This is a genomic window from Thermodesulfobacteriota bacterium (assembly GCA_025062045.1).
In the GTDB taxonomy this organism is placed as follows: domain Bacteria; phylum Desulfobacterota; class Syntrophorhabdia; order Syntrophorhabdales; family JANXAF01; genus JANXAF01.
Genome location: JANXAF010000007.1, coordinates 33,721 through 57,268, shown reverse-complemented (window position 1 = coordinate 57,268; position 23,548 = coordinate 33,721). Strand labels below are relative to the sequence as shown.

Below are 23,548 nucleotides of genomic sequence, written 5' to 3'. Positions count from 1 at the left end.
ATGCTTTACCAGCAAGAAACAAAAGGAGAAGATCCCCTAAGCGCCCTAGTAAAGTATGTGGAGATTTTTCCTTACAAAGAGGACATAGTTGACTATTCGAAAAGACTTCTATTAGGCATAAAAAAAGAAAGAGAGAGCATAGATCGTCTGATAAGGGAAGCATCGAAAAACTGGAGTCTTGAAAGAATAACTTTAGTTGACAGAAACATTTTAAGAATCGCAATCTACGAGATGCTTTACTTGGAAGATGTTCCGCCTCTTGTTGCAATAGATGAAGCTATAGAGTTGGGTAAGAAGTACGGTAACGAAGATTCAGGCGATTTCATAAACGGGATACTCGATTCGATATTTAAATCCCATTACAAGAAGGAGACCGTTTCATGAGAGCAGACAAGATATGGTTTGACGGCAAATTTGTCGATTGGGACAAAGCACAAGTACATGTGTGCACGCACACTCTCCATTACGGTCTCGGGGTTTTTGAGGGTATAAGATGTTACGAGTGTTACGACGGAAGAAGCGCGATTTTCAGATTGAAAGAGCATATAAAGAGACTTTACGATTCAGCCCACATAGTTGAAATCGAAATTCCGTATTCCCAAGAGGAGATCACAGAGGTCTGTAAGGAGATCGTGAAGATAAACAATTTCAGGGAATGTTACATAAGGCCACTCGTATTCATAGAGAGTAACCAGCTGGGTCTATTTGTGAAAGAATTTAAAGTTAGGGTTGCAGTGATATCGTGGGTATGGGGAGCTTACCTTGGCGAAGAAGGATTAAAAAATGGGATAAAAGCCAAGATTTCATCTTTCATCCGGCACCATGTGGATGCCGGTATGACAAAGGCAAAGGTTAACGGACAGTACGTTAACTCTATCTTGGCAAAAAGGGAAGCAATAGCTTGCGGCTACGATGAGGCCATAATGCTCGACACGGAAGGCTATGTTTCGGAGGCAAGTGGTGAGAATGTGTTTATAGTGAGGGGGAATGTGATAAAGACGACCCCTCTCACTTCCATCCTTCCAGGTATTACGCGCGAATGTATAATCACGATATCTAGGGATTTGGGTTTTGAAGTTAGAGAGGAAAGATTTTCCAGGGACGAGATTTACATTGCGGATGAAGTCTTTTTCACCGGTACAGCCGCAGAAGTAACCCCTGTGGTGAATGTAGACGGAAGAAGGATAGGCAGCGGAAAACCGGGTCCCGTCACTTCAAAGATTCAGAAGATGTTCTTTGAAGTCGCACGGGGCATGCATAAGGAATACGAACACTGGCTCACCTACCTATAACTTTTTGTAGGTTACTCCATTCCTCCACAAGCCTTGAAACAGGGAGGTTGATACCATGAAGCTTGCAAGTAGTGAGCTTCTGGTAAAAGCTATGGCCAGGATGGTGCCCAAGCTCTCGATGAAGAATTTGTCCAAAATCCTAAGGCTTGCGGACCTACTCCTCAGGGAAGAAAAGTACAGGCCCATACTTAAAAGCTTTGAAACTTACGTGGCTCACGAACATCCGGCAACGAAACTCATAGAAAAGGTTCTCTACGAACTTGCACCCAATGTCAGGTTTAGAATTATATATAACCTTTTCATCCTAGGTCTCCTCTACGGCACACAGAAAAGGGACGAAATTTTAAAAAAAGAAGGTTTCCGACCACCCCTTTTCTTTGTCATCAGTCCCACAATGAGATGTAATATGAGGTGCTATGGATGCTATTCAGGGGAGTATGAAAAGGATTTTGGACTCCCATACGACGTTATCGATCGGATACTTACCGAGGCCGAAAAGATGCATATCCACTTTGTTACCATCTCCGGTGGCGAACCTTTTCTTAGAGAGGACCTTTTAGAGCTTTACGAAAAGCACAGGGACATTATGTTTCAGGTATATACCAACGGTACTCTAATAACAGAGGATCTTGCAAAAAGGCTCTCTGAACTTGGGAATGTGGCCCCCATGGTGAGTATTGAAGGTTTTGAGGAGCGAACAGATTCAAGAAGAGGAAAAGGACATTTTAAGTTGCTCATGGAAGTCTTCGACAGGCTGAAAAGGCACGGTGTACTCTTTGGAGCCTCCATAATGCAGACAAGGGAAAATTATCTGGAAATATCCTCCCATGAGTTCATAAAGATGCTAGTCGAGAAGGGCGTATCGGTTATATGGTATTTTCAGTACATACCTGTCGGTCACAATCCTGACCCAACTCTTATGCTTTTACCTGAAGAGCGGGACGAGATAAGGAGGAGATTAAGAGTCATAAGAAACACCTACCCTATATTTTTGTGCGATTTCTGGAACGATGGAGCATACATAGAGGGTTGTCTTGCAGGAGGGCGTGAGTATTTCCATATAAATGCGAATGGAGACGTGGAGCCTTGTGTCTTTGTTCATTTTGCAGTCGATAACATAAAAGACAAGACGCTCAAAGAGGTTCTCCTTTCCCCCTTCTTCAAAGGGATAAGGGCAAATCAGCCCTTTTCGGACAATCCTCTAACTCCTTGCATGATCATTGATAACCCCAAAGCGTTGAGGGAACTCGTAAGAAAGTACAATGCCAGTCCAACACATCCAGGTGCTGAAAGTATAGTGAATGAGCTTTCACAATTTTTAGACGACTACGCGAAAAAGTATAGAGCCATAGCTCAAAAAACCTGGAACGAAGAGTATGGGCCATAAAGTGAAGCTCGATTTTTTGACAACGGTAAGCCCAAAATATGCGAGGGAGATTATCGATTCTTATGTAACACCTTTGGGCTTTGAAAGTTTAAGTATAAAAAGTTGTCTAGGAAGAGTACTTGCTTCGGATTTAATCTCGCCTGAGGATCTGCCCTATTTCGACCGTTCGCTTGTAGACGGCTACGCTATGCGTTCGAAGGATTCCCAAGGTGCTTCTGAGACGAACCCACTTGTTTTATGGAAAAAAGGAAGCGTACGGGTTGGGGAATTACCGAAGATTTCGGTCTCTGAGGGCGAATGTGTCTATGTGAGTACGGGAGCGTATGTTCCTTCCGGAGCTGATAGCGTGATTATGCAGGAATTTACACGAGAGATGGGGGATGTAGTTGAGATTATGAAGCCTGTCTACAAGGGCGAAAATATAGTACGGATGGGCGAGGATATAAAAAAAGGGGACATCATCTTTAAAAAGGGAAAAAGGATAACCGTTCACGACATCGGCATCTTTGCCGCTTTGGGGCTTACGAAGATTCCTGTATTCAAAAAGCCAAAAGTTGCCATAATCTCAACTGGAGACGAGATAGTTTCTCCGGATGAAAAGGCAGGTTCGGGAAAAATCCGTGATATAAACGGGTATCTCTTGGATGGTCTTTTCACTAAGCTTGGAGGTGAGACAGTAACTCCTGGCATAGCAAAAGATGAGATAGAAGATGTTGTGAACAAACTTTCACTTGTGAAGGATTGCGACATTTTCTGTGTAAGTGGGGGAAGTTCCAAAGGAGAAAGGGATGTGATAGCCAAAGCCTTGGAAAAATCGGGAGGAAGGATTTTGTTTCACGGAGTAAACATAAGGCCGGGAAAGCCCTTTCTTTTTGGGCTAATATGGGACAAACCCTTTTTTGGTCTGCCAGGACACCCACTATCCTGTCTTATAGTCACATATAGGTTTGTTGTACCGTTCTTTCTTAAGGTTGCCGGATGTAGTGAGACATCGCCAAAGACTTTAAAAGGAGTGCTAATTACCAATGTTCCGTCAAGTCAAGGTATCGAAGAGTACGTTAACGTAAGGATAATTCCCAAAGGTAGAGAGATTTTTGTGGAACCTATCTTTGCAAAATCGGCAGTGATATCAGTCCTTACTTTTTCTTGCGGATACATAGTAGTGGATGAAAATCGCGAAGGGTACGAAAAAGGCGAGGAAGTGGACGTCTATTTTTATGAGTCATGAAAAGATACTTAAAGACTGTATCGAAAAAGGAAGCCCAGAAAATTATAGTCGAAAATACAAAAAAAATAGAAGAAGAGGAACTCATCCCTACATATCTGGCCAAAGACAGGATTACCTCAAGACCTGTTTACGCTAAAATCTCTAACCCCCCTTTTATCCTTTCGGCCATGGATGGGTATGCTGTAGCCTCAAAAAAAACTGAGGGTGCTGACATCTCAAACCCTTTAGAGCTTAAAAAGTTCCAAGAAGCGTATCCCGTAAATACAGGTGATCCATTACCCGAAGGCAGAGACGCGGTGATAATGGTAGAAGAAGTGGAGGATAAAAAGGACTGGATAGTGATCAGAAAGCCAGCGAATCTTTGGCAGAACGTGCGAATGATAGGGGAGGACACTGTAGCCTATGAAATTCTTTTGCCAACCTACCACACTATAACCTCGTACGATATAGGACTTCTCATCGCATCCGGCGTTACACACGTCCATGTCCTTAGAAAGCCTAGAATGGTAATCATCCCCACAGGAAAAGAGGTCATAGATCCTTACATTGAGCCAGAAAGAGTTGGAAAGAAAGGATTCGTTACTGACTTCAATTCATACGTGCTTTCCTCTCTTGGTGAATCCATTGGTTTCGAAGTAAAAAAAGGCAAGATTGCAAAAAACGAATCGGAATTGGAGGAGGAGATTAGAAAATTTGTTGATTACGTTGATTTAATCGTCATCAATGCGGGAACAAGCGCTGGAGGCGAAGATTTCACAAAAAAAGTGATAGATAAGATAGGGGAGGTAATATTCCATGGAGTATCGATGATGCCTGGTAAACCCTTTCTTTTCGGAAAAATAAACGATAAGCCAGTCTTTGGGATACCTGGTTACCCCGTAAGCGCTGTGTTCTGTTTTATTGAATTTCTAACTCCGTTTTACGAAAGTTCTGTAGGAAAGCGGATAGAAAGAGAATCAATAAAGGTGAGAACTGCCTATAAAATTCCTTCAAGATTGGGTATTGAAGAGCTTTTGAGGGTTAACCTTTTAAAAAAAGGCAATGATTTTTACGCCGTACCCCTTCCAAGAGGGGCAAGCCTCATATCGTCCCTTTCGATGGCTGACGGAATATTGAGCATTCCTGAGAATCTGGAAGGTCTTGATGAAAATGAGGAGGCGCTCTGTTTCCTCATTAAGGAGAAGTCTCACATAGAGAACCGCATAAACATCGTAGGAAGTCACGATATATGTCTTTCTTATCTTAGGGACATCTTAAAGAGACAAAACTCTGCTTTCGATCTTTTAAGTATCCATGTTGGAAGTTTGGGGGGTATTTTGGCATTCAAAAAGGGAGTATCGGATCTTGCAACAACCCACATACTTGATCCGGATGAGAAAATCTATAACATCCCCATCCTCAAAAAGTATCTGCCGGAAAGGAGTTGGAGACTCATAAACATTGCAAAAAGGATAATAGGTATAGCGGTGAAAAAAGGAAACCCGAAAAAGATAAGAGGGATTGAAGATATAGCAAAGGAAGGGGTAAAGTTCGTAAACAGACAGTATGGATCCGGAACTCGAATCCTTTTTGATACGCTTATTTCTCAAAAGGGCATTCCAAAGGAAAAGATAGACGGATACGATAGAGAAGAGTCTTCCCACACAAGGGTAGGAATAATGATAAAGGAATCAATTGCGGACTGCGGATTGACAACATTCAGTGTGGCAAGACTTTTTGACCTCGATTTCATACCCCTTGCGGAGGAAGATTTTGATCTCCTCGTATCCGAGGAGTTTGTTAAGGACGCTAAATTTGAGACCATATATGATATAATCACATCTGGGGAGTTCAAAAAGAAGCTAGAGATTATCGGAGGCTACAATTTAGCCGACACAGGAAAGATAAAGTATGTTAAAAGATAGGTTCGAAAGGCGGATCAACTACTTAAGGATATCGATTACCGATAGGTGTAACCTTAAATGTAGATACTGTGTAGACGGAAAGGTACCCTTCGTGCCGCATAGCGAAATCCTATCTTACGAAGAAATCACCAGATTTGTAAGGGTATGTTCGAAATTGGGAATAACGAAGGTAAGACTCACAGGCGGAGAACCTCTTCTGAGAAAGGGCCTTTCACTGCTTATTAGGAGTTTAACGTCTATTGAAGGGATAGAGGACATAAGCCTTACAACGAACGGAGTACTTCTGGAAGAAAAAATTTCGGAACTTAAGGAATGTGGCTTAAAAAGGATAAATGTGAGCCTGGACACTTTAAAGAAGGACCGTTTCAGATACATAACGGGTTTTGACGAAATAGAAAAGGTTATAAGGGGAATAGAAAAAGCCCTCCTTTTTGGGCTTAGACCTGTAAAGATAAACACGGTCATCATAAAAGGCATAAACGATGACGAAGTTGTCGACTTTGTTGAGATTGCCAGTAGGCTTGACTTGGAGATAAGGTTCATAGAATTTATGCCCTTCGGGGAAGAAGGCTTCTGGACGGAAGAGAGAGTAGTTCCGACAGAGCTTATAAGAAAACGGATAGAGGAGCATTTCGAACTTGAACCGGATTTAAACTCTGAACAGGGACCGGCTGTGGTTTACAGGATAAAAAACGGAAAAGGCAAGGTGGGCTTTATAAGTCCGGTCTCCTCCCACCTATGCACAAGTTGTAACAGAATCCGCTTAACTTCCAGAGGTAGGATAAAGCCCTGCCTTTTTTCAGATGTGGAATATGATTTAAAAAGTGCCTTAAGGAGCGGAGCTTCTGACGAAGAAATAGAAAGGCTTATTGTGAAGGCTGTAAAAGAAAAACCGGAAAGGAAGGAAGAACATGGCCTCATAAGGAAATGCCAGAGAAGTTTAAGACATATCGGAGGCTAGTGTGAAACTTACCCATATAGATGAAGAAGGCAAGGCAAGAATGGTAGATGTAAGCGGAAAAGAAATCACACTCAGGCAGGCTAAAGCGTACGGGTGTGTGAAAATGTCGAAGAGCACGTACGAGCTTCTAAAAAGAGGGGAAGGACCAAAAGGAGACATTTTGGGAACTGCCCGACTTGCCGGAATAATGGCTGCAAAGAAAACTCATGAGCTTGTCCCTCTTTGCCATCCGCTTCTTCTATCCCACGTAGAGATAGAGTTTAGCTTAAATGACGTGGAATCAGCCCTAGAGATAGAAAGCACGGTAAAATGCGAAGGCAAAACCGGCGTTGAGATGGAGTCCCTCACAGCTGTCCTTGTGAGTGCGCTTACTGTCTACGACATGCTAAAAGCCGTGGATAAAAGGATTGTGCTCGGTCCTTTTTATCTTATTGAAAAAGAAGGCGGCAAAAGCGGAAGGTTCGTAAGATGAATAAGGGAAGGGTAATATCAGTGAACACAAGTGAAAAAAAGGGAGAAAAAAAAAGGAACGTCAATAATGCTTTTCTCGTTAAAGACAAGGGCCTTCAAGGAGACGGACACTTCGGGTTTATGCATAGACAGGTAAGCCTTCTCTCAATCGAAAGTATTGAGAAGATGAGAAATCTTGGACTGGATGTGGGACCAGGAGATTTTGCGGAAAATATAACAACAGAAGGGCTCGACTTATCATCTCTTACTTTAGGAAAGAAACTTAAAGTGGGTGAAAGAGTTATTCTCCGCGTGACCCAGATCGGAAAAGAGTGTCACGAAAGGTGTGCCATTTACTATATGGCGGGTGACTGCATAATGCCAAAAGAAGGAATCTTTGCCGAAGTTATTGAGGGCGGTGTGGTGAAAGTTGGAGATCCCATTGAGGTCATAGAGTGAAGTACAAAGCCGCAATAGTAACGGTAAGTGATAAAGGGTCAAGGGGTGAAAGGGAAGATAAAAGTGGACCTTCTGTAAGAGCTCTCTTAGAAGATAAATACCTTGTCGAAAAGATAATTGTCGTTCCGGATGAGGAAGAGACGATCTCTACCACAATAGCAAAACTTATCGATGAGGAAGGAATAGACCTAGTTATCACCACAGGGGGAACAGGGATTAGTCCCCGGGACGTGACTCCTGAGGCAACAAAAAGAGTGATAGAAAAAGAACTTCCCGGTTTCTCAGAGATTATGAGGGTAGAGAGTTATAAAATAACTCCCCATGGCATAATCTCGCGGGGAATATGTGGAATAAGGAAGAAAAGTCTCATAATAAATTTACCGGGAAGTCCTAAGGCAGCAAAAGAATGTCTCTCTTTTGTTATTGATGCAATACCGCATACCCTTTCCAAGCTTAAAGGTTCAACGGAAGAATGCGGTACTTGAATGGGTAGATGATCCCTCTTGTCGTAAAGAAGGAAAAGATTGGTCCGATTCTTGCGAGACATCCCTGGGTCTACTCTAAAGCTCTCCTTTACGTTCCGGATGGACTAAGGCCTGGAACTCCGGTAAAACTTGTAGACGAAAGCGGAAAATTCATTGCAACCGGTTACTTTAATTCCTACTCTCAGATCTCGGTGAGAGTATGGGGATACGATGAGTCTGAAAAAGTCGATAGGAATTTTTTCAAGAAAAGGATCGCAAACGCCCTCTGGGTGAGGAAAAGATACGTAGAGAATACCGATACTAACGCCTATAGACTTGTAAATAGCGAAGGTGACATGCTTCCCGGACTTGTTGTGGACAAATACGCGGACTACCTTGTTATACAGTTTCACACAAAAGGAATGGACCAATGGAGAAATGAAATCATTGAAGCGTTAGAGGAGATTGTAAGACCGAAAGGAATCTATGAGAGATCAGAGATATACACTAGTCAGAACGAAAAACCTGAAGAGAAATACGGCGCGATCCGTGGAAAAATCCCAGACCTCATAAAAATTAGAGAAAATGGTCTTAATTTTTTGGTCGATCTCAAAAGGGGTCAAAAGACAGGGTTTTTCCTAGATCAGAGGGACAAGAGGAAAGCGTTTCTGAAGTATGCAAGGGACGCGAAAGTTTTGAACTGTTTTTCCTACACGGGCGGTTTTGCGGTCTACGCTCTTGCAGGGGGAGCAAAAAGCGTAATAAACATAGACACCTCAAGCGACGCCCTAGAACTGGCAAAGGAAAATGTGAGAATCAACGGTTTTAAGACAGAAAGGATGGAGAACATAAAGGGTGATGTAAAAAAAGTGTTTAGGGATCATAAAGAGACTTACGATGCGATAGTCCTCGATCCACCAGCTTTTATAAAGGAAAGAACGAAAAAAGAAAGAGGGGTTTTAGGCTATAGGTACATAAATAGAAAGGCAATGGATCTTCTTATAGATGGGGGGATACTCGTCACCTGCTCCTGTTCGTACCACCTGGGCTTAGAGGAGTTTAGGCGCCTTTTAATCGATGTTGCGACAAAGGCAAAATCTTCTTTCCGGATACTTGAAGTCTATACCCACGGGATTGACCATCCCGTCCCACTTCCCTTCGTCGAAGGAGAGTACTTGAAATGCTTTTTTTTGCAATGTTTCAAAAACTAAAGAACTGGAGAGCAAAAGCCGTAGAAAGAGGTATCGTGAAATTGTCATCAAGTCTTGTGGAGAAGAATTCAGTGAGGGTAGAGACTAAAGAGACGAGAATACAACTTTCAATATCTACTTTTGCGAAAAATAGGAATAGAAGGCTTGCCAAAAAAAAGACCATCGAACCTTCCAGTGATTTCCCTCTCCACCTTTTTTTACCGAATCTGCGCCCAAAGGATGCGGCAAGCGGATCGCAAAATGAAAGGACAAAGAGGGAAAGAATCGCAGCTTCACTCTCAAAGAGTAGGATTACGAAAATTGATGCCAGAAGGAAGTAAAAACTTCCAGTTGGTCTTTTACTTTCCTTTGTCTTTAGTAACCTTTCGACTATTCTGACTTTTATCCCCCCTTTTATCCTAAAAAGCTCAAAAATCGAAATAGTAACGAATGCCATTAGCGAAAGGACAAAGGCAAAATCCCTACCGAAAAAGATGTATGAGAAGGGAATTAAAGAACCGGAAGTGTGAAATATATTTCTCAAAACCATATTTTGTGATAAATAACTTCACCGGGTTCGTAGACTATGACAACCTTCCTTTTTATTTTTTTTACTTTGTATACGCTACTACACGTCCATTTCTTTCTCAAGCTAAGAAGCGCCATAAAGCTACCCCATCTTTTCTCGTTTCTTGTGTCGTTTATTTTTTTGGTTTTAATCTTATCCCCTGTCCTTATGAGGATCTTAGAGAGAGAAAGTTACGAGAAAGAAGCGATCTTTGTTGGATATTTGGGTTACTCATGGATGGCGTTCATTTTTCTCTTTTTCTCTTCCTCAGTCATCTTCGATCTTTCTATTGTCGTTTTTGGTATCTTACAGAAAAGACGCATATTTTCCATTCCTAGGCTCGAGTTTCTTGTCCCCCTTTTTTTTTCTCTCGTCCTTGTAATTTACGGGTTTTTCGAGGCAAAAGAAGTAAAAATCGAAAGGCTTGTTTTAAAAACTGAAAAACTGCCAAAAGATACCATATCCGTACGAATCGTTCAGATATCGGACCTTCATCTAGGTATAATGACGAAGGATCGCGACCTAGAGGAGTGTCTAAAAAAGATAAACCATCTAAAACCTGATATCCTTGTCGCGACAGGGGATATAGTTGATGGACATCCTGATAAGATTAATCGTTTCGTTGAGTCTTTCTTATCCATCAAACCGACATACGGCAAATTCGCGGTTACTGGAAACCATGAGTACTATATTGGTTTGGATGGAGCAAAGGTATTTTTTGAAAAAGCGGGCTTCAAGCTCTTAGCGAACGAATCCGAAAGGATAAGGAATGGGATATCAATCGTTGGTATCGATGATCTATATTCAAGCGCGGGGCTTGAGAGAGCGCTTCTTGAAAATCTGAATCCTAACGATTTTAAGATTCTTATCAAGCATAGACCGATTGTAATCGAAGATTGTGTGGGACTATTCGACATTCAGCTTTCCGGACATACACATGGTGGTCAGATCTTTCCCTTTTCTCTTATAACTCGTGCATTTTTTAAACACATAAGTGGACATAAGATTCTCGGCAGAGGCTCTCACCTTTACGTTTCGAGAGGACTCGGTACATGGGGTCCTCCGATTAGATTTTTGGCCCCACCCGAGATAACTGTGATAGATTTGGAAAAAACCTCTTGACATGTTAAGTGTAGTTTAGTAGTTTAAGTGAAACTTAACATGGTAGACCTCGGAATGAAGTTACGGCAACTTAGGGAAGCCAAAGGCCTTACGTTACGGGAGTTATCGTTGCGGGTTGGTTGTACGCCTGCGTTTATTTCCCAAGTCGAGAATGGAAAAACTGAGCCTTCGATATCCACGTTGAAAAAGATAGCAAGCGCACTGGGCGTAAATATAGTCGATTTCTTTATGGATAATGTGAATGATGAAGATGTGGTTACGAAAGAAGAGGATAGAATTGATATCCATCTTAAAAGGTGGGATGCGAAGATCCAGTCTCTCGTCAAAAATGTAACAAACAAGAGAATGCAACCTTTCTACACCGTAATAAAACCGGGGGGTGGTTCACACGGGATGTACTCTCATGACGGCGAGGAGTTCGGCTTCGTTATAAAAGGGGAGATGGTACTAAGACTAAATGATAAAACACACATCATAAGGCAGGGGGAAAGTTTTTACTTTTCGTCTAGGATTCCCCACGATTGGGTAAATGAGGGGAAAGAGGAAGTCCACATAATATGGGTTATTACTCCACCGACCTTCTGAGGAGGGACTATGGGATTTTTTGATGGTTTAAAGGATCATTACGGAAGGCTTAAATTCTTCATAAACGGTGAATGGGTCGAATCGAAATCGAATGAAGTATTCTACGATACGGATCCTGGAAAAGGAGAAGAGATCGCAGAAGTACCAATCGCTACTGAAGAAGAGGTGGAGTATGCGATCGAATCCGCGTACCAGGCTTTCAAAAAATGGAGGGAAGTTCCCTTCAGAGACAGGGCTGACTATATAAACAGACTTCGGGCCAAATTTGAAGAACGGCACGAAGCGCTCTCGAAAATCCTCTCCCAGGACCACGGAAGGGCCATTAGGGACTCAAGGGGAACGTTGGATAGGGTTATCGAAAACATAGAATCGGCATCAGGTGCACTATATAGCTTTTATAAGGGAGAATACGTTCAGCAACTTGCGCAAGGAATAGACTGTTACATGCTCTGGGAGCCTGTTGGCGTTTTTCTCATAATAACACCAGGAAACATACCGATGCATGCATGGTCCTCCTTTGTACCATACGCTTTGGCTTGCGGCTGCACTGTTGTGGTGTCACCGAGTTGGCAGTGTCCTCTCGCTTCGGAGGCCGTATTTAGGGCATGTGATGAAGTAGGCTTGCCTAAGGGAGTATTAAATTTAATCCACATCGGGAAGAAATTTGAACTTAATCACAGAATAATAACTGACAAAAGGATAGCGGGTTTGGGATTCATAGGTTCGTCCGCAGTTGGGAAGATGCTGTATGATCTTTGCGGAAAGCTAGGTAAAAGAGCATCCATAAACGGAAACGGAAAAAATTACATAGTCGTGGAGGAGGATGCCAATATCGATGAGGCTTGTGTCTATCTTTTGAGGGGCTGTTTCGGTATGTCCGGACAGAGGTGCCTTGGATCGGACAACGTCGTAATTATAGGGAAGATTTACGAAGAACTCAAAGAAAAGTTTGTGGAGGCGGCAAAAAGGATGAAAGTCGGATACGGACTTTTGGAAGAGACTGAGATGGGACCTATGACGACGGAAGAGAATAAAAAGAGAGTGATAAACTTTATCGAAAAGGGGGTGGAAGAGGGAGCAAAACTTATCCTTGACGGAAGGGGCTTAAAAGTTGAAGGTTATGAAAAGGGTTACTTTTTAGGGCCAACGATCTTTGAGGATGTTCATCCCGACATGGAGATCGCAAAGATTGAATCTTTTGGTCCTGTTGCAAACCTTATGCGGGCAAGCTCTCTAGATGAGGCCATAGAGTGGATAAACTCAAAGACCGAGTACGGACATTCTGCCTGCCTTATAACGGAAAGTGGAAGAAAGGCACGGAAATTTGTAAAGGAGTGTAATGTCGGCAATATAGGAATAAATGTAGGTATTCCGCAGCCATATGCGTTCTTTCCTCTGGGCTCGAAGAAGGAATCGTTTTATGGGATTGCGAAATCTAGATTCGATTCGGTACGGCTCTTTCTCGATCAAAAGACAGTTACAGTAAGATGGGCATAAAAAATCATAAAAAACATGGAAAGGGGGAAAAAGACATGTGTGATACTTGTAATATTACGAGAAGAGACTTTTTAAGGACAATTTTCGTTGGCGGGGCCGCCTTAGGTTTAGGGTTATTCGATGGAGGGATAAAGGTTTTAAACGCCCAGACGACAAATATCAGGTTCAGCACCTGGCATCCTCCTGTGGGAAGGGAGGTAAAGACTGTTTGGGTTCCCATGCTTGAAGAATTGAAAAGGAGGAGCGGAGGAAAAATCGCATATACCATGTATGCTGGAGCGGCGCTGGGTAAAGGTCCGGAGCATTATGACATAGTTGCCAAGGGGCTTTCGGATATGGGTTATTTTACGGCGACGTGGACGCCAGGAAGGTTCCCTTTAACGGATGTTCTATCTTTAGCTGTATGGATTGATGGAAAGGACATAGCGGCCGATATTGGTAACGCCGTTTATCAAAGGATTTTAAAAGACGAATTCAAGGATGTAAAGATCATAGAGCTTAATGGATGCATCCAGTCTTTTATCTGGACAAAGAAGCCCATATCTAAACTCGCTGATCTTAAAGGTCTAAAGATCAGGTCCCCCGGGGGCCACCAGACCCATTATATTAAAGCTTTAGGGGCTGAGCCCGTTTTTATGCCACTTGGTGAGGTCTATATGGCTATGGAGACTGGGACCGTAGATGGACTTGTGACTTGTCCTCCGCTTATCGAAGGCTTTAAGCTCTATGAAGTTGCAAAGCACGCAACTATTCTAACTTTTGGATGTGTTTCTGAAGGTGTTGCGATTAACCTTAAGTTCTGGGAGAGGCTTCCGGATGATCAGAAAAAGTTAATAGAGGAAGTCTGTTCAAATCCTTTCAGAACAACAGGAGGCCTGACGAGAGAAGTTTATAAGGAGATAATGAAGAATATCGCTGCGCATGGTGTGAAGTTCGTCGAACTTTCAAAGGCAGAAGCCAGCGAGTGGTACAAAAGATTCCAGGACGTAACAAGAGCATGGGTAAGGGATCTTGAGGCAAAAGGGCTTCCTGCAAGAAAGGCTGTGGCGATAATGAATGAAGAGTGTGAGAAAAGGGGTATTGAACTTGTAGCCTGTCCGCCCGAGTTTAAGAAACTTTAAAAAATGGAGCGGATCCAGAATTTAATTCAGAAAATTACATATCTTTCATGCATTGGGGGGATGTTCTTTGCCATCCCCCTAATGTTTATCACCACATTTGACGCAATGGGCAGATCCTTCTTTTCCAAACCTCTTCCTGGGGCGGTTGAGCTTTGTGAGTATATGCTCTGTGTTATAGTACTTTTAGGTGCTGGATACACGCAGCAGATAAAAGGCCATGTAGGTGTTGACTTTGTAACAAGCCGACTCTCGCCTCAACGAAGAAGGATAATCCAGTTGATCACAAATGTGCTTTCCATGATTGTAATTTCCATACTCACATATCAGGGACTTACCCAGGCACTGGAAGAGAAGACTGTTTCGGACATGTTAAGGATTCCCCAGAAACCTTTTAGATTTTTAGTCTTCGTTGCCGGATTACTTCTTTTGGCGGAATTCTCCGTGGAATTTTTACGTCTCTTAAGGAAAAGAGAAGAGGGGTAGGATGGATCCAGTACTTTTCGGTGTTTTGGGATGTATTCTCGTTGTAGTTCTTCTTCTTTTAGGGATGCCTATCGCCTTCCTTATGATGTTTGTCGGATTTTTCGGGATTTGTGTTCTCTCTTCATTCGAGGCAGCACTTGGCGTTCTGGGTAGAACCATATATGAAGTGGCTTCCCACTATCCTTACACCATAATCCCCCTTTTTGTCCTTATGGGAAGTTTTGCTACCCAGGCTGGTATAACGGCAGAACTTTACGATGCCTTTGATAAGTGGCTAAGAAGGTTGCCCGGAGGGCTTGGGATTGCAACAATCGGTGCCTGTGCAGGTTTTGCAGCTGTCAGTGGATCCTCTGTTGCTGCAACAGCAGCTATGGGAAATATTGCCCTTCCGCAAATGAGGAGGTTCAACTACCATCCAAGGCTCGCAACGGGCGTAATAGCAGCGGGAGGTACGCTGAGTTTTCTTATACCACCCAGTCTCGGATTTGTAATTTACGGGATGCTCACAGAGCAATCGATAGGAAAGCTTCTTGTCTCAGGGATTCTCCCCGGAATGTTCCTTGCTCTCTCTTATATGCTCGTTGTCTTTGTGCAAGTTAAAATAAATCCATCCCTTGCCCCGAAGATATTAGAAAGCGTTCCGCTTGGAGAAAAAATTAAGGCACTAAAAGGGGTTTGGGAAGCGCTTCTAGTCTTTTTCATAGTCATGGGGGGAATTTACTTTGGCTTTATAAATCCAACGGAGGCAGGTGGCCTCGGTGCTTTTGCGCTCTTCGTTTTGACCCTCATCAAAAGAAAACTGACGTTCAAAGGGCTATTCACTGCCCTTCTTGAAATGGCAAGAATTTCAACTTTTGTCCTTTTTCTCGTTGCCGGTGCTACGATCTTTAGTTATTTCCTCGCTCTTTCCACAATTCCTAGCATCGTTTCCGAATGGATTGGTTCCCTCCCACTATCGAGGTACCTGATCCTAATAATCGTTATTCTCATTTACCTCCTTCTTGGGTGTTTTCTTGACGCTGTGTCAATGATGGTTCTTACGCTTCCTGTCATATTTCCGGTGATTGTGGCATTAAAATTCGATCCCATCTGGTTTGGGGTTGTAGCAGTTCTCATGATGGAGGCCGGGCTTATTACCCCACCTGTTGGACTAAACGTATATACGCTTGCGGGAATGGTAAAAGACGTACCCATGTTCGAAATATTCAAGGGCGCAGCTCCTTTCCTTTTTTCCATATTTATTGTTGTCGCACTGGTTATTCTTTTTCCCCAAATAGCACTCTTCCTTCCAACACTCATGGGTAGGTAAAAAGTGGAGAAAATAAGATTCATCCTAAACAATGCTGATTGTGAAGTTTGGGTCGAAAAAAAAGAAACCCTGCTTTACACTTTGAGGGAGAGGCTTAAAATAAAAAGCGTAAAAGAGGGATGTGGGATAGGGGAGTGTGGTGCCTGTACGGTTCTTGTAGATGGAAAAGCCGTCTATTCCTGCCTCACCTTGGCAAAAAAGGTAAAAGGAAAACATGTAAAGACGGTCGAATATTTGTCCAGCCGTGGACTCCATCCCCTTCAGGAAGCATTTATAAAGCACGGGGCTGTCCAGTGCGGTTTTTGTACACCTGGAATGATCATATCTGCCTATGCGCTCCTTAAAAAAAACAGAAATCCTACGCTTGAAGATATAAAACTTGCAATAAGTGGTAATTTGTGTAGGTGTACGGGGTATATACAAATCGTGGAGGCAATAGCAAGCGTATCAAAGATGATCGAAGAGGACGAAGGGATAGATTTCTCCGAAAGTGTAACGAAAACGAAAGATGAGATCCTTTTTGAACTTTCAGAGATAAAAGAACTAAATATCGTGGCAGGAGGTACGGACCTCCTTTTGAGGCTGAGGGGTAAAGAGATGGAGAGTGAACTTCTCGACATAACATGCTGCCCCGATCTAAAAGGAGTGAAAGAGGAAAACGGAAAGGTAGTGATAAAGGCATCGACTACGTATGATGAGCTTTCTGAGAGCGAAGTACTTAGAAAATATGCGCCATCTGTAAGTTTTGCTTCTTCGAAGGTTGGAAGCCCCCAGATAAGGAACATGGGTACCATAGGTGGAAACATCATAAATGCATCACCGGCTGCGGATTCTATACCTGCCCTTATGATTCATAACGCGTTGTGTAAGCTGGAATCCAAAAAAGGCGAAAGGACGATTCCCCTAGAACAATTTATACTCTCACCCTACAAAACTTCTATAGAAAAAGGAGAGCTTTTGACCCAGATAGAACTCGAAAAACTTGAAGGATTTAAGGAAGGGTACGTCAAAGTAGCAAAAAGGGAGGCGCTTTCTATATCGAGGGTCTCTTTTGCCTATGCAATAAAAGAAAAAGACGGAAGATTTGAGGATGTACGGCTTGCGATAGGGTCTTGTACACCTACACCGTTTAGAGCGAAGTCCTTTGAGGAAAGGCTTATAGGAAGGGAAAAAAATGAAAAAGTAATAAAGGAATTACTGAGTTTAGTTTTCGACGGAATACTCAGTGTCTCCGGAGATCGACCGTCATTCAGATACAAGTTTCCCGTAATTAGGGATATTTTGATTCGAATCTTTACTTAAGTAGCCATGCCCATCGAAAAGCAAATAGAAAAAATAGATGCCTACGCTAAAGTGAAAGGAGAGGCAAGATACGCAGCCGATTTTTACATGGAAGGTCTGATCTACGGTGCCATTCTACGAAGCAAAAGACCCCACGCGTTGATAAAAAAAATAGATACAAGGAAAGCAGAATCATTAGACGGAATCTTGCGAATCATCCAAGCCAAGGATGTCCCTGGAGAAAATTCATTTGGAATAATTAGGAAGGATCAGCCTTTGCTCTGCGATAAAAAAGTAAGATTTGTGGGAGATGCGATACTCATAGTTCTCGCAGAAAAGGAATCTTTAGCCAGGAAAGCAGTTGATCTTATAGATGTAGAGTACGAGGATCTAGAGGTGATAAATGATCCACTTGTGGCAGAGAGATCTTCAACTTTGATCCATGAAAGCGGAAATCTTCTCACAGAGAAGTTTGTGATAAAGGGTGATGTTGATTTAGGTTTCGATGCTTCCGACATAATTGTCGAAAGGACTTACAAAACAACTTGGCTAGATCACGCCTATCTCGAACCCGAGGCAGCATTCGGCTTTATGGACGAGAAAGGAAGAATAGTAATCTACTCCTCCACTCAGAACGTCCACTACAAAAGAAAAGAGATCTCAAGGATTCTAAAGATTCCGGAAGAGAAAATAAGAATTATCCAGGCCGAGACGGGGGGTGGTTTCGGAGGAAAACTCGACATGACTGTGGAAGGTTACGTCGCCCTCTCCGTCTTCCACACGGGGCGTCCGGTACTCATAAGGTACACGAGGGAAGAGAGTTTTCTTGTGAATACGAAAAGACATCCGCTGATCATCACGTACAAAACTGGAGCAAAAAAAGACGGAACTCTCCAAGCGGTAAAGGTTGATATTGTAGGCGATACTGGAGCCTATGCCTCGTACGGTGAGACAGTATGCCTTAGAGCAGCCATACATGCGACAGGTCCTTATGAGGTGCCAAATGTATACGTAAGAAGCCGAATGTTCTATACCAATAACCAGATCTCAGGTGCCATGAGAGGATTTGGGGTTCCTCAAGTTGCGTTTGCGCATGAATCCCAAATGGATATTTTGGCCGAGCAACTCTCAATAGATCCCCTTTATATAAGGATGAAGAACGGTTTAAGGAAAGGTTCAAAAACCGCCACATCCCAGGTTCTAGAATCGAGTGTGGGATATTTGGAGACCTTAAAAAGAATAGAACCTATTTGGACTGCGAGAAATAGAAAAAAGAACAGGGGATTCGGCTTAGGATCGATGTTTTACGGGATAGGGAACACGGGCATTCCTAACCCGTCTTTTTCAGTCTTAAGACTTAGCGAAGATGGAAAGATTATTCTCTATACGGGAGCTTGCGACATTGGCCAAGGTTCGAATACAGTATTTTTACAGGTCCTGTGTGAGGTAATAGGGATAGAACCGACCGATGTGGAAATAGTGCACGCAGATACTGATTTCACAAAGGATGCGGGCTCAACTTCCGCAAGCAGACAAACTTACATTTCCGGTAGGGCGACTTACAATGCAGCGTTAAAACTGAGGGAATTTTTAGAAGCTGAAGGATTCTACAGAGGCAGAAGTTTAAAGGAAATAGCTAGAAAACATAAAGAATCTGGTAGCTTCGTATTTGAGGGATTTTTCGATCCGCCAACCACACCTTTAGATCCGCAAACATCGGCCGGAAAACCGTACGCCACATACGCCTACGCGACACACATGACAGAAGTTGAAGTCGATAGTGCAGTAGGTTACGTAAAGGTTATCAAGGTCTATGCCGCTCATGATGTGGGATGTGTGATCAACAAAGAAGGCGTAAAAGGACAGATATGCGGAGGAATCGCGATGGGGATAGGTTTTGCTCTAATGGAAGAGTATGTGCCCCAAAGGACAAGATCATTCAGTGACTACTACATCCCGACCTCCCTCGATATGCCGGAAGTGGAGATATTCCTTGTCGAAGATGAGGAACCCACAGGGCCTTTCGGAGCAAAAGGTGTTGGTGAGCCCGCTCTAATACCGCAAGCGGCAAGCATCGTAAACGCGATATACGATGCTACTGGAATACGGCCTTACGAACTCCCCTGCGACATAGAAAGACTGAAACTTTTGATGGAGAAAAAAGGAGGTGCCTAGAATGGGGGATATGCTCATAAAAAATATCGGGATGGTTTTTACAGGCGACATCGAAAAGCCATTAATAGATAAGAAGTGCTCGATCGTTATAGAATCCGGAAAGATAAAAAAGATAATTTTTGAAGATATCCAATACGAAGGCCTAACAGTAGACGCCCGTGGTATGACTGTATGTCCGGGATTCATAGACTCCCATTCTCACCCCGTCTTTGGAGATTATACCCCGCGCCAAAACCAGATAGGCTTCATAGAAAGCTCCCTTCATGGAGGAGTCACTTCAATGATCTCTGCGGGAGAGGTTCATCTTCCAGGACGACCAGTAGATCCGGACGGAGTCAAAGCTTTAGCAGTCCTTGCACGGAAATCTTTTGAAAGGTTAAGACCTTCTGGTGTTAAGGTTTACGGTGGCGCCTTGATTCTGGAAAAAGGCTTAAAGGAAGAAGATTTCCGGGAGCTAAGAGATAAGGGGGTCTGGCTTGTTGGAGAGATCGGCCTTGGCAGTGTGAAGACGGCAAGTGAAGCAAAGGAGATGGTGGAATGGGCGAAAAAGTACGGAATGAAGGTTCTTATGCATGTTGGCGGAACTTCTATTCCGGGAAGTTCAACAGTAAGTTGCGAAGATGTGCTAATCGTCAAACCACATGTGTGCTGCCATCTAAACGGGGGTCCAACAAGTATTGCTTTCTCAGAGGCAAAAAAGATCATCGATGAGACAGACTGTGCGATAGAGATAGTACATTGCGGGAATTTTTACACTGCGTTCCAAATAGCGAATTATATGAAAGAGAAAAACTCCCTAAATCGACTCATTCTAGGAAACGATGCACCATCGGGAACAGGTGTAATTCCATTAGGAATATGGCGTATGGTCAACTTTCTTTCTTCCCTTTGCGGAATACCGGCAGAGATAGCTGTCTCGTTCGCAACGGGAAACACACAGAAAGTCTTCGGGCTCACCCACGGCATGATAAAGGAAGGGATGGATGCTGACATCCAGATAATAGATGCCCCAATGGGCTCCCAGGGTAAAGATGCAAAAAGCGCAATAGAAGCGGGTGATATACCAGGCATCGCAATGGTTATAGTAGATGGGCAAATAAGGGTAAAGCCGAGCAGAAACACGCCACCACCTGCAACAATAATGTGAGGTGAGTATGAAGGTAGATACTCAAAAATGCATAGGATGCGGTCTGTGTGAGGAGGTATGTCCTTTAGAAGTAATCCAGGTACATGAAAAAAAAGCGAAAATAGCTGAAGGATGCTGCGAGTGTAAAACCTGTCTTAAAGTTTGCCCTGAAGATGCCCTCCGTCCAGATGAAAAGTACGAAGGAGAAAAATGCACCGCATGTCCTGTAATGTGTGTCATTCCAGAAGGATATTTTGGGGCTTGCAAAAGGTATGTCAATGAGAAAGGAAAAGTAGTGAGAAAGGGAAGGATCCATACCTACGAAGAGGTCAAAGACATAATAAAAGGGGAGGAAGATGCCTTAATTGAAGAACCTTTAATACTTGGCATAGGGAGTGGTACGACGTACCCTGATTTCAGACCTTCCCCATTCATAGTAAGCGGCATACGGGAGGGGACGGAAATAGTCACAGTTGTTACGGAGGCTCCTCTTAGCTATAGTGGACTGAAGCTAAAAATTGACACGGATCTATACATAGGAGAGGAGACAAAAAGCGTATACGTCCTAAAAAAAGGACGGAGAAAAATAGGGCACGTATGTACCGAAGAATATGGATCTAAAATGATCTCGCTTGGCGGAGTTAACATACTTACATCGAAGGATGGTCTTTTTGCTGCAAAAACGATCTATGAGATACTTCTTGGCAGATGGGTCAAACTTTACGTTGAAGACGGCGCAACGGTTGAAATTTCTCTAGGTAAAACACCGGTCGTGGATGGGAAAAAAGAGGAAGTCATGAGGGTCGGATGTGGAAGTGCCACAACGGGACTTTTCGCGCCTACAATGATGGAAGCTGCAGATGAGATCATCATACTCGATGGTCATATAACCGGGCTTTTTAGCGAACATCCATCAGGAAGATACCTTGGTAAGAAAAGATCGCCGATCTACATAAAGGGAAAGAAGAGCACAGATGGAAGGTACTTCCTTAATAAAGGAAGGGGAATAGGGGGCACCGACATAGAAAGACCTCTTGACGTCATAGAGTATGTCGACTGGGAGAAGGCAAAAGAGGGGCTAACCCTCCTAATTACCGAAACAACAGGAACCTTCTACGCATATTTTCGGTTAAAGGGGAAAGAATTCGTTGAAGAGCCACCGCCGAAGGAAGCTTTACGATTTATAGAGCTTCTTAGGAGTTCCTGTGAGAAGTCGAAAGTCAGTGCGCTCTTTTCTGCGGGAATTGGAGGTTCCGCTAGGGCAGGAGTTACGAAGAATCCTTTAAGGTTGACAAGGGCTGTTCATGAAGGAAAGGTGAGAATAACAATAGGTGGCGCAAGACCTTTTGTTTTTCCTGGGGGCGGCATAAATTTTCTCGTGGATGTGGAAAAGATAAAGTACGGAAGTATTTACCTTTCCCCCACCCCTTCTTTCATTCTTCCAATCGAATACACGATGAGAAGAGAGACCTTCGAGGAGATCGGTGGTCATATAGAGGCTTTAAGACCGGTTGAAGAGGTTCTAAATATGGGAAAATGATAGTGGATATCGGTCCCACAACTTTGGTTGCGAGTTTCAAAAAGGATGGAAAAAGACTAGATCTTGATCGATCATACTTAGAGGAAAGAGTAAAAAGTATTCTTTCTGAGCTACGGGATGTCCTTCCCCTTTTAAAAGTTAAGGCCTATCTCATTAAGAAGACGAGTGCCCTACCAGATGTGGCAAAAAAAATGATAAATGCATGTATGCTTGTCGATGGTAAGACACTAACACCTATGGCTGCTGTTGCAGGTGCCGTCTCTGACGTGCTCATAGAAAGGGTAATCGAGGACTGGGACGTGGACTTCGCTTATATAAATAACGGTGGTGACATCTCCGCATATTCGAAAAGGAAAACGTATTTTAGGATAAAAGTTGCAGATATTAACTCCTCCACCTTAATCGATCCTATCTTTGTCCTTTCCGGACTCGAAAGGGTGGGTGTTGCAACGAGTGGTTTTGGAGGTAGGAGCTTTACTTTGGGGATATGTGATCTAGTGACAGTCTTTGCGGAAAGTGGAGCTATTGCTGATGCATCTGCAACATTCATATGCAATGCTACGTACGTAGACTCGCCTTCGGTGAAAAAAAAGAGGGCAAAGGATCTAGACCCGCTTTCAGACCTCGATGAAGAGGTTGTTGTTTTTAGGGGAAAACTCACCTACCCGGAGATGAAAAAAGCTTTAGAAAGTGGTTTAGATGTTGCGTATAAGCTAAAAAAATCTAAGGTGATTTTTGATGCCTATTTAAGGATAGGAGATCTATCTGGCACAACAATAAACGAAGACTCAAGAAATATAAAAATGGAGGGTCAGGATGGAGATACGAAAAATAGTAACAGTAATCGAGGAGATATACGCGGATGGTGAAAAAAAAGTGGAGAAACCAATAAAAAAAGTTGCGGCCATAGCTGTTATCAAGAATCCGTATGCGGGAAAGTACGAAGAAGACCTCACACCCCTTATAGACTTTAGCGAAGAGATCGGTAAGATACTTTCTCAAAAAGCCGTCTCTGCCCTAAGTGGAGAGGTTGAAAGTTACGGCAAAGCTTGCATCGTTGGCGAAAAAGGCGAACTTGAGCACGCGGCGGCTCTCCTCCATCCAAAATTGGGAACTCCACTTAGAGAGGCGGTAGGTGGTGGAAAGGCCATAATTCCTTCTGCAAAAAAGATAGGTGGCATGGGAGCAAGTATTGATGTGCCTCTGCACTACAAAGATGCGGCTTTTGTCAGATCCCACTTTGATGCCATGACCGTTTCTATTGCTGATGCCCCAAAATCCGATGAGATAGTACTCGTTATTTGCGTGACGGACGGCGGAAGACCCCATCCACGGGTTGGGGGCCTAAAAAAAGAGGAAGCAAAAAAAGAAGACGGATTAAGATAGACCTCTATTGACCTTTGCTT

General features: G+C 43.2%; 24 protein-coding genes. 22 read left to right on the top strand and 2 right to left on the bottom strand.

Going from position 1 to position 23,548, the window contains the following annotated elements; all coding sequences use genetic code 11:
- The 10 genes from nusB to NZ583_06315 are packed head-to-tail and all read left to right on the top strand — an operon-like array spanning position 1 to position 9,356.
- A complete protein-coding gene (gene nusB, locus NZ583_06360) occupies positions 1 to 384 on the top strand; it encodes a transcription antitermination factor NusB (GenBank protein ID MCS7281230.1) in 384 nt (127 codons plus the stop codon).
- Positions 381 to 1,292 carry a branched-chain amino acid transaminase gene (locus NZ583_06355; protein MCS7281229.1) on the top strand — a complete coding sequence of 304 codons (912 nt, stop codon included), beginning with the start codon at positions 381 to 383 and terminating at the stop codon, positions 1,290 to 1,292. The genes nusB and NZ583_06355 overlap by 4 nt, the downstream gene beginning before the upstream one ends.
- Positions 1,293 to 1,347: 55 nt before the next feature.
- Positions 1,348 to 2,679, top strand: coding sequence for a radical SAM protein (locus tag NZ583_06350; protein ID MCS7281228.1), 1,332 nt, complete (start codon positions 1,348 to 1,350; stop codon positions 2,677 to 2,679).
- Positions 2,669 to 3,907, top strand: coding sequence for a molybdopterin molybdotransferase MoeA (locus NZ583_06345; protein ID MCS7281227.1), 1,239 nt, complete (start codon positions 2,669 to 2,671; stop codon positions 3,905 to 3,907). The genes NZ583_06350 and NZ583_06345 overlap by 11 nt, the downstream gene beginning before the upstream one ends.
- A complete protein-coding gene (locus NZ583_06340; protein ID MCS7281226.1) occupies positions 3,904 to 5,811 on the top strand; it encodes a molybdopterin biosynthesis protein in 1,908 nt (635 codons plus the stop codon). The genes NZ583_06345 and NZ583_06340 overlap by 4 nt, the downstream gene beginning before the upstream one ends.
- The gene (gene moaA, locus NZ583_06335; protein MCS7281225.1) at positions 5,798 to 6,772 is read left to right on the top strand and encodes a GTP 3',8-cyclase MoaA; all 975 of its coding nucleotides are present in this window, start codon (positions 5,798 to 5,800) and stop codon (positions 6,770 to 6,772) included. Before NZ583_06340 ends, moaA begins: the two co-directional genes overlap by 14 nt.
- A gap of 1 nt (position 6,773) precedes the next feature.
- Positions 6,774 to 7,244, top strand: a complete 471-nt coding sequence (gene moaC, locus NZ583_06330; protein MCS7281224.1) for a cyclic pyranopterin monophosphate synthase MoaC — start codon at positions 6,774 to 6,776, stop codon at positions 7,242 to 7,244.
- Positions 7,241 to 7,681: an MOSC domain-containing protein gene (locus NZ583_06325; protein ID MCS7281223.1), complete on the top strand. Its 441-nt coding sequence runs from the start codon at positions 7,241 to 7,243 to the stop codon at positions 7,679 to 7,681. Before moaC ends, NZ583_06325 begins: the two co-directional genes overlap by 4 nt.
- Positions 7,678 to 8,166, top strand: coding sequence for a molybdopterin adenylyltransferase (gene mog, locus NZ583_06320; protein MCS7281222.1), 489 nt, complete (start codon positions 7,678 to 7,680; stop codon positions 8,164 to 8,166). Before NZ583_06325 ends, mog begins: the two co-directional genes overlap by 4 nt.
- Positions 8,167 to 8,174: 8 nt before the next feature.
- Entirely contained in the window at positions 8,175 to 9,356 is a 1,182-nt protein-coding gene (locus tag NZ583_06315) for a class I SAM-dependent rRNA methyltransferase (protein MCS7281221.1), read from the top strand.
- Here NZ583_06315 and NZ583_06310 read toward each other — a convergent pair.
- Positions 9,346 to 9,885 (bottom strand): hypothetical protein, encoded by a 540-nt coding sequence (locus NZ583_06310; protein MCS7281220.1) that lies wholly within the window; start codon positions 9,883 to 9,885, stop codon positions 9,346 to 9,348. The genes NZ583_06315 and NZ583_06310 overlap by 11 nt on opposite strands.
- Complete coding sequence (locus NZ583_06305; protein ID MCS7281219.1) at positions 9,876 to 10,001, bottom strand: hypothetical protein; 126 nt, start codon at positions 9,999 to 10,001, stop codon at positions 9,876 to 9,878. The genes NZ583_06310 and NZ583_06305 overlap by 10 nt, the downstream gene beginning before the upstream one ends.
- Positions 10,002 to 10,071: 70 nt before the next feature.
- Between NZ583_06305 and NZ583_06300 the strand changes: the two genes are divergently transcribed.
- Genes NZ583_06300 through NZ583_06245 form a run of 12 tightly spaced genes read left to right on the top strand, consistent with a single transcriptional unit; the run spans position 10,072 to position 23,528 of the window.
- Positions 10,072 to 11,025 (top strand): metallophosphoesterase, encoded by a 954-nt coding sequence (locus NZ583_06300; GenBank protein MCS7281218.1) that lies wholly within the window; start codon positions 10,072 to 10,074, stop codon positions 11,023 to 11,025.
- A 39-nt stretch (positions 11,026 to 11,064) separates the two neighbouring features.
- Positions 11,065 to 11,610 carry a cupin domain-containing protein gene (locus NZ583_06295; GenBank protein MCS7281217.1) on the top strand — a complete coding sequence of 182 codons (546 nt, stop codon included), beginning with the start codon at positions 11,065 to 11,067 and terminating at the stop codon, positions 11,608 to 11,610.
- Positions 11,611 to 11,619: 9 nt separating this feature from the next.
- Positions 11,620 to 13,107 (top strand): aldehyde dehydrogenase family protein, encoded by a 1,488-nt coding sequence (locus tag NZ583_06290; GenBank protein MCS7281216.1) that lies wholly within the window; start codon positions 11,620 to 11,622, stop codon positions 13,105 to 13,107.
- Positions 13,098 to 14,228 carry a TRAP transporter substrate-binding protein gene (locus tag NZ583_06285; protein MCS7281215.1) on the top strand — a complete coding sequence of 377 codons (1,131 nt, stop codon included), beginning with the start codon at positions 13,098 to 13,100 and terminating at the stop codon, positions 14,226 to 14,228. The genes NZ583_06290 and NZ583_06285 overlap by 10 nt, the downstream gene beginning before the upstream one ends.
- A 60-nt stretch (positions 14,229 to 14,288) precedes the next feature.
- Complete coding sequence (locus tag NZ583_06280) at positions 14,289 to 14,711, top strand: TRAP transporter small permease (GenBank protein ID MCS7281214.1); 423 nt, start codon at positions 14,289 to 14,291, stop codon at positions 14,709 to 14,711.
- Position 14,712: 1 nt separating this feature from the next.
- On the top strand, positions 14,713 to 16,020 hold the full coding sequence (locus NZ583_06275; protein MCS7281213.1) for a TRAP transporter large permease: 1,308 nt from the start codon (positions 14,713 to 14,715) through the stop codon (positions 16,018 to 16,020).
- A gap of 3 nt (positions 16,021 to 16,023) precedes the next feature.
- On the top strand, positions 16,024 to 17,322 hold the full coding sequence (locus tag NZ583_06270) for an FAD binding domain-containing protein (GenBank protein ID MCS7281212.1): 1,299 nt from the start codon (positions 16,024 to 16,026) through the stop codon (positions 17,320 to 17,322).
- 6 nt (positions 17,323 to 17,328) lie between these two features.
- A complete protein-coding gene (locus tag NZ583_06265; protein MCS7281211.1) occupies positions 17,329 to 19,476 on the top strand; it encodes a xanthine dehydrogenase family protein molybdopterin-binding subunit in 2,148 nt (715 codons plus the stop codon).
- A gap of 1 nt (position 19,477) precedes the next feature.
- Positions 19,478 to 20,623, top strand: coding sequence for an amidohydrolase family protein (locus NZ583_06260; GenBank protein ID MCS7281210.1), 1,146 nt, complete (start codon positions 19,478 to 19,480; stop codon positions 20,621 to 20,623).
- 7 nt (positions 20,624 to 20,630) lie between these two features.
- On the top strand, positions 20,631 to 22,142 hold the full coding sequence (locus NZ583_06255) for a 4Fe-4S binding protein (protein ID MCS7281209.1): 1,512 nt from the start codon (positions 20,631 to 20,633) through the stop codon (positions 22,140 to 22,142).
- Positions 22,139 to 23,011, top strand: a complete 873-nt coding sequence (locus tag NZ583_06250; GenBank protein MCS7281208.1) for a UPF0280 family protein — start codon at positions 22,139 to 22,141, stop codon at positions 23,009 to 23,011. The genes NZ583_06255 and NZ583_06250 overlap by 4 nt, the downstream gene beginning before the upstream one ends.
- Positions 22,959 to 23,528 carry an amino acid synthesis family protein gene (locus tag NZ583_06245; GenBank protein ID MCS7281207.1) on the top strand — a complete coding sequence of 190 codons (570 nt, stop codon included), beginning with the start codon at positions 22,959 to 22,961 and terminating at the stop codon, positions 23,526 to 23,528. Before NZ583_06250 ends, NZ583_06245 begins: the two co-directional genes overlap by 53 nt.
- The last annotated feature ends 20 nt before the right edge of the window (positions 23,529 to 23,548 follow it).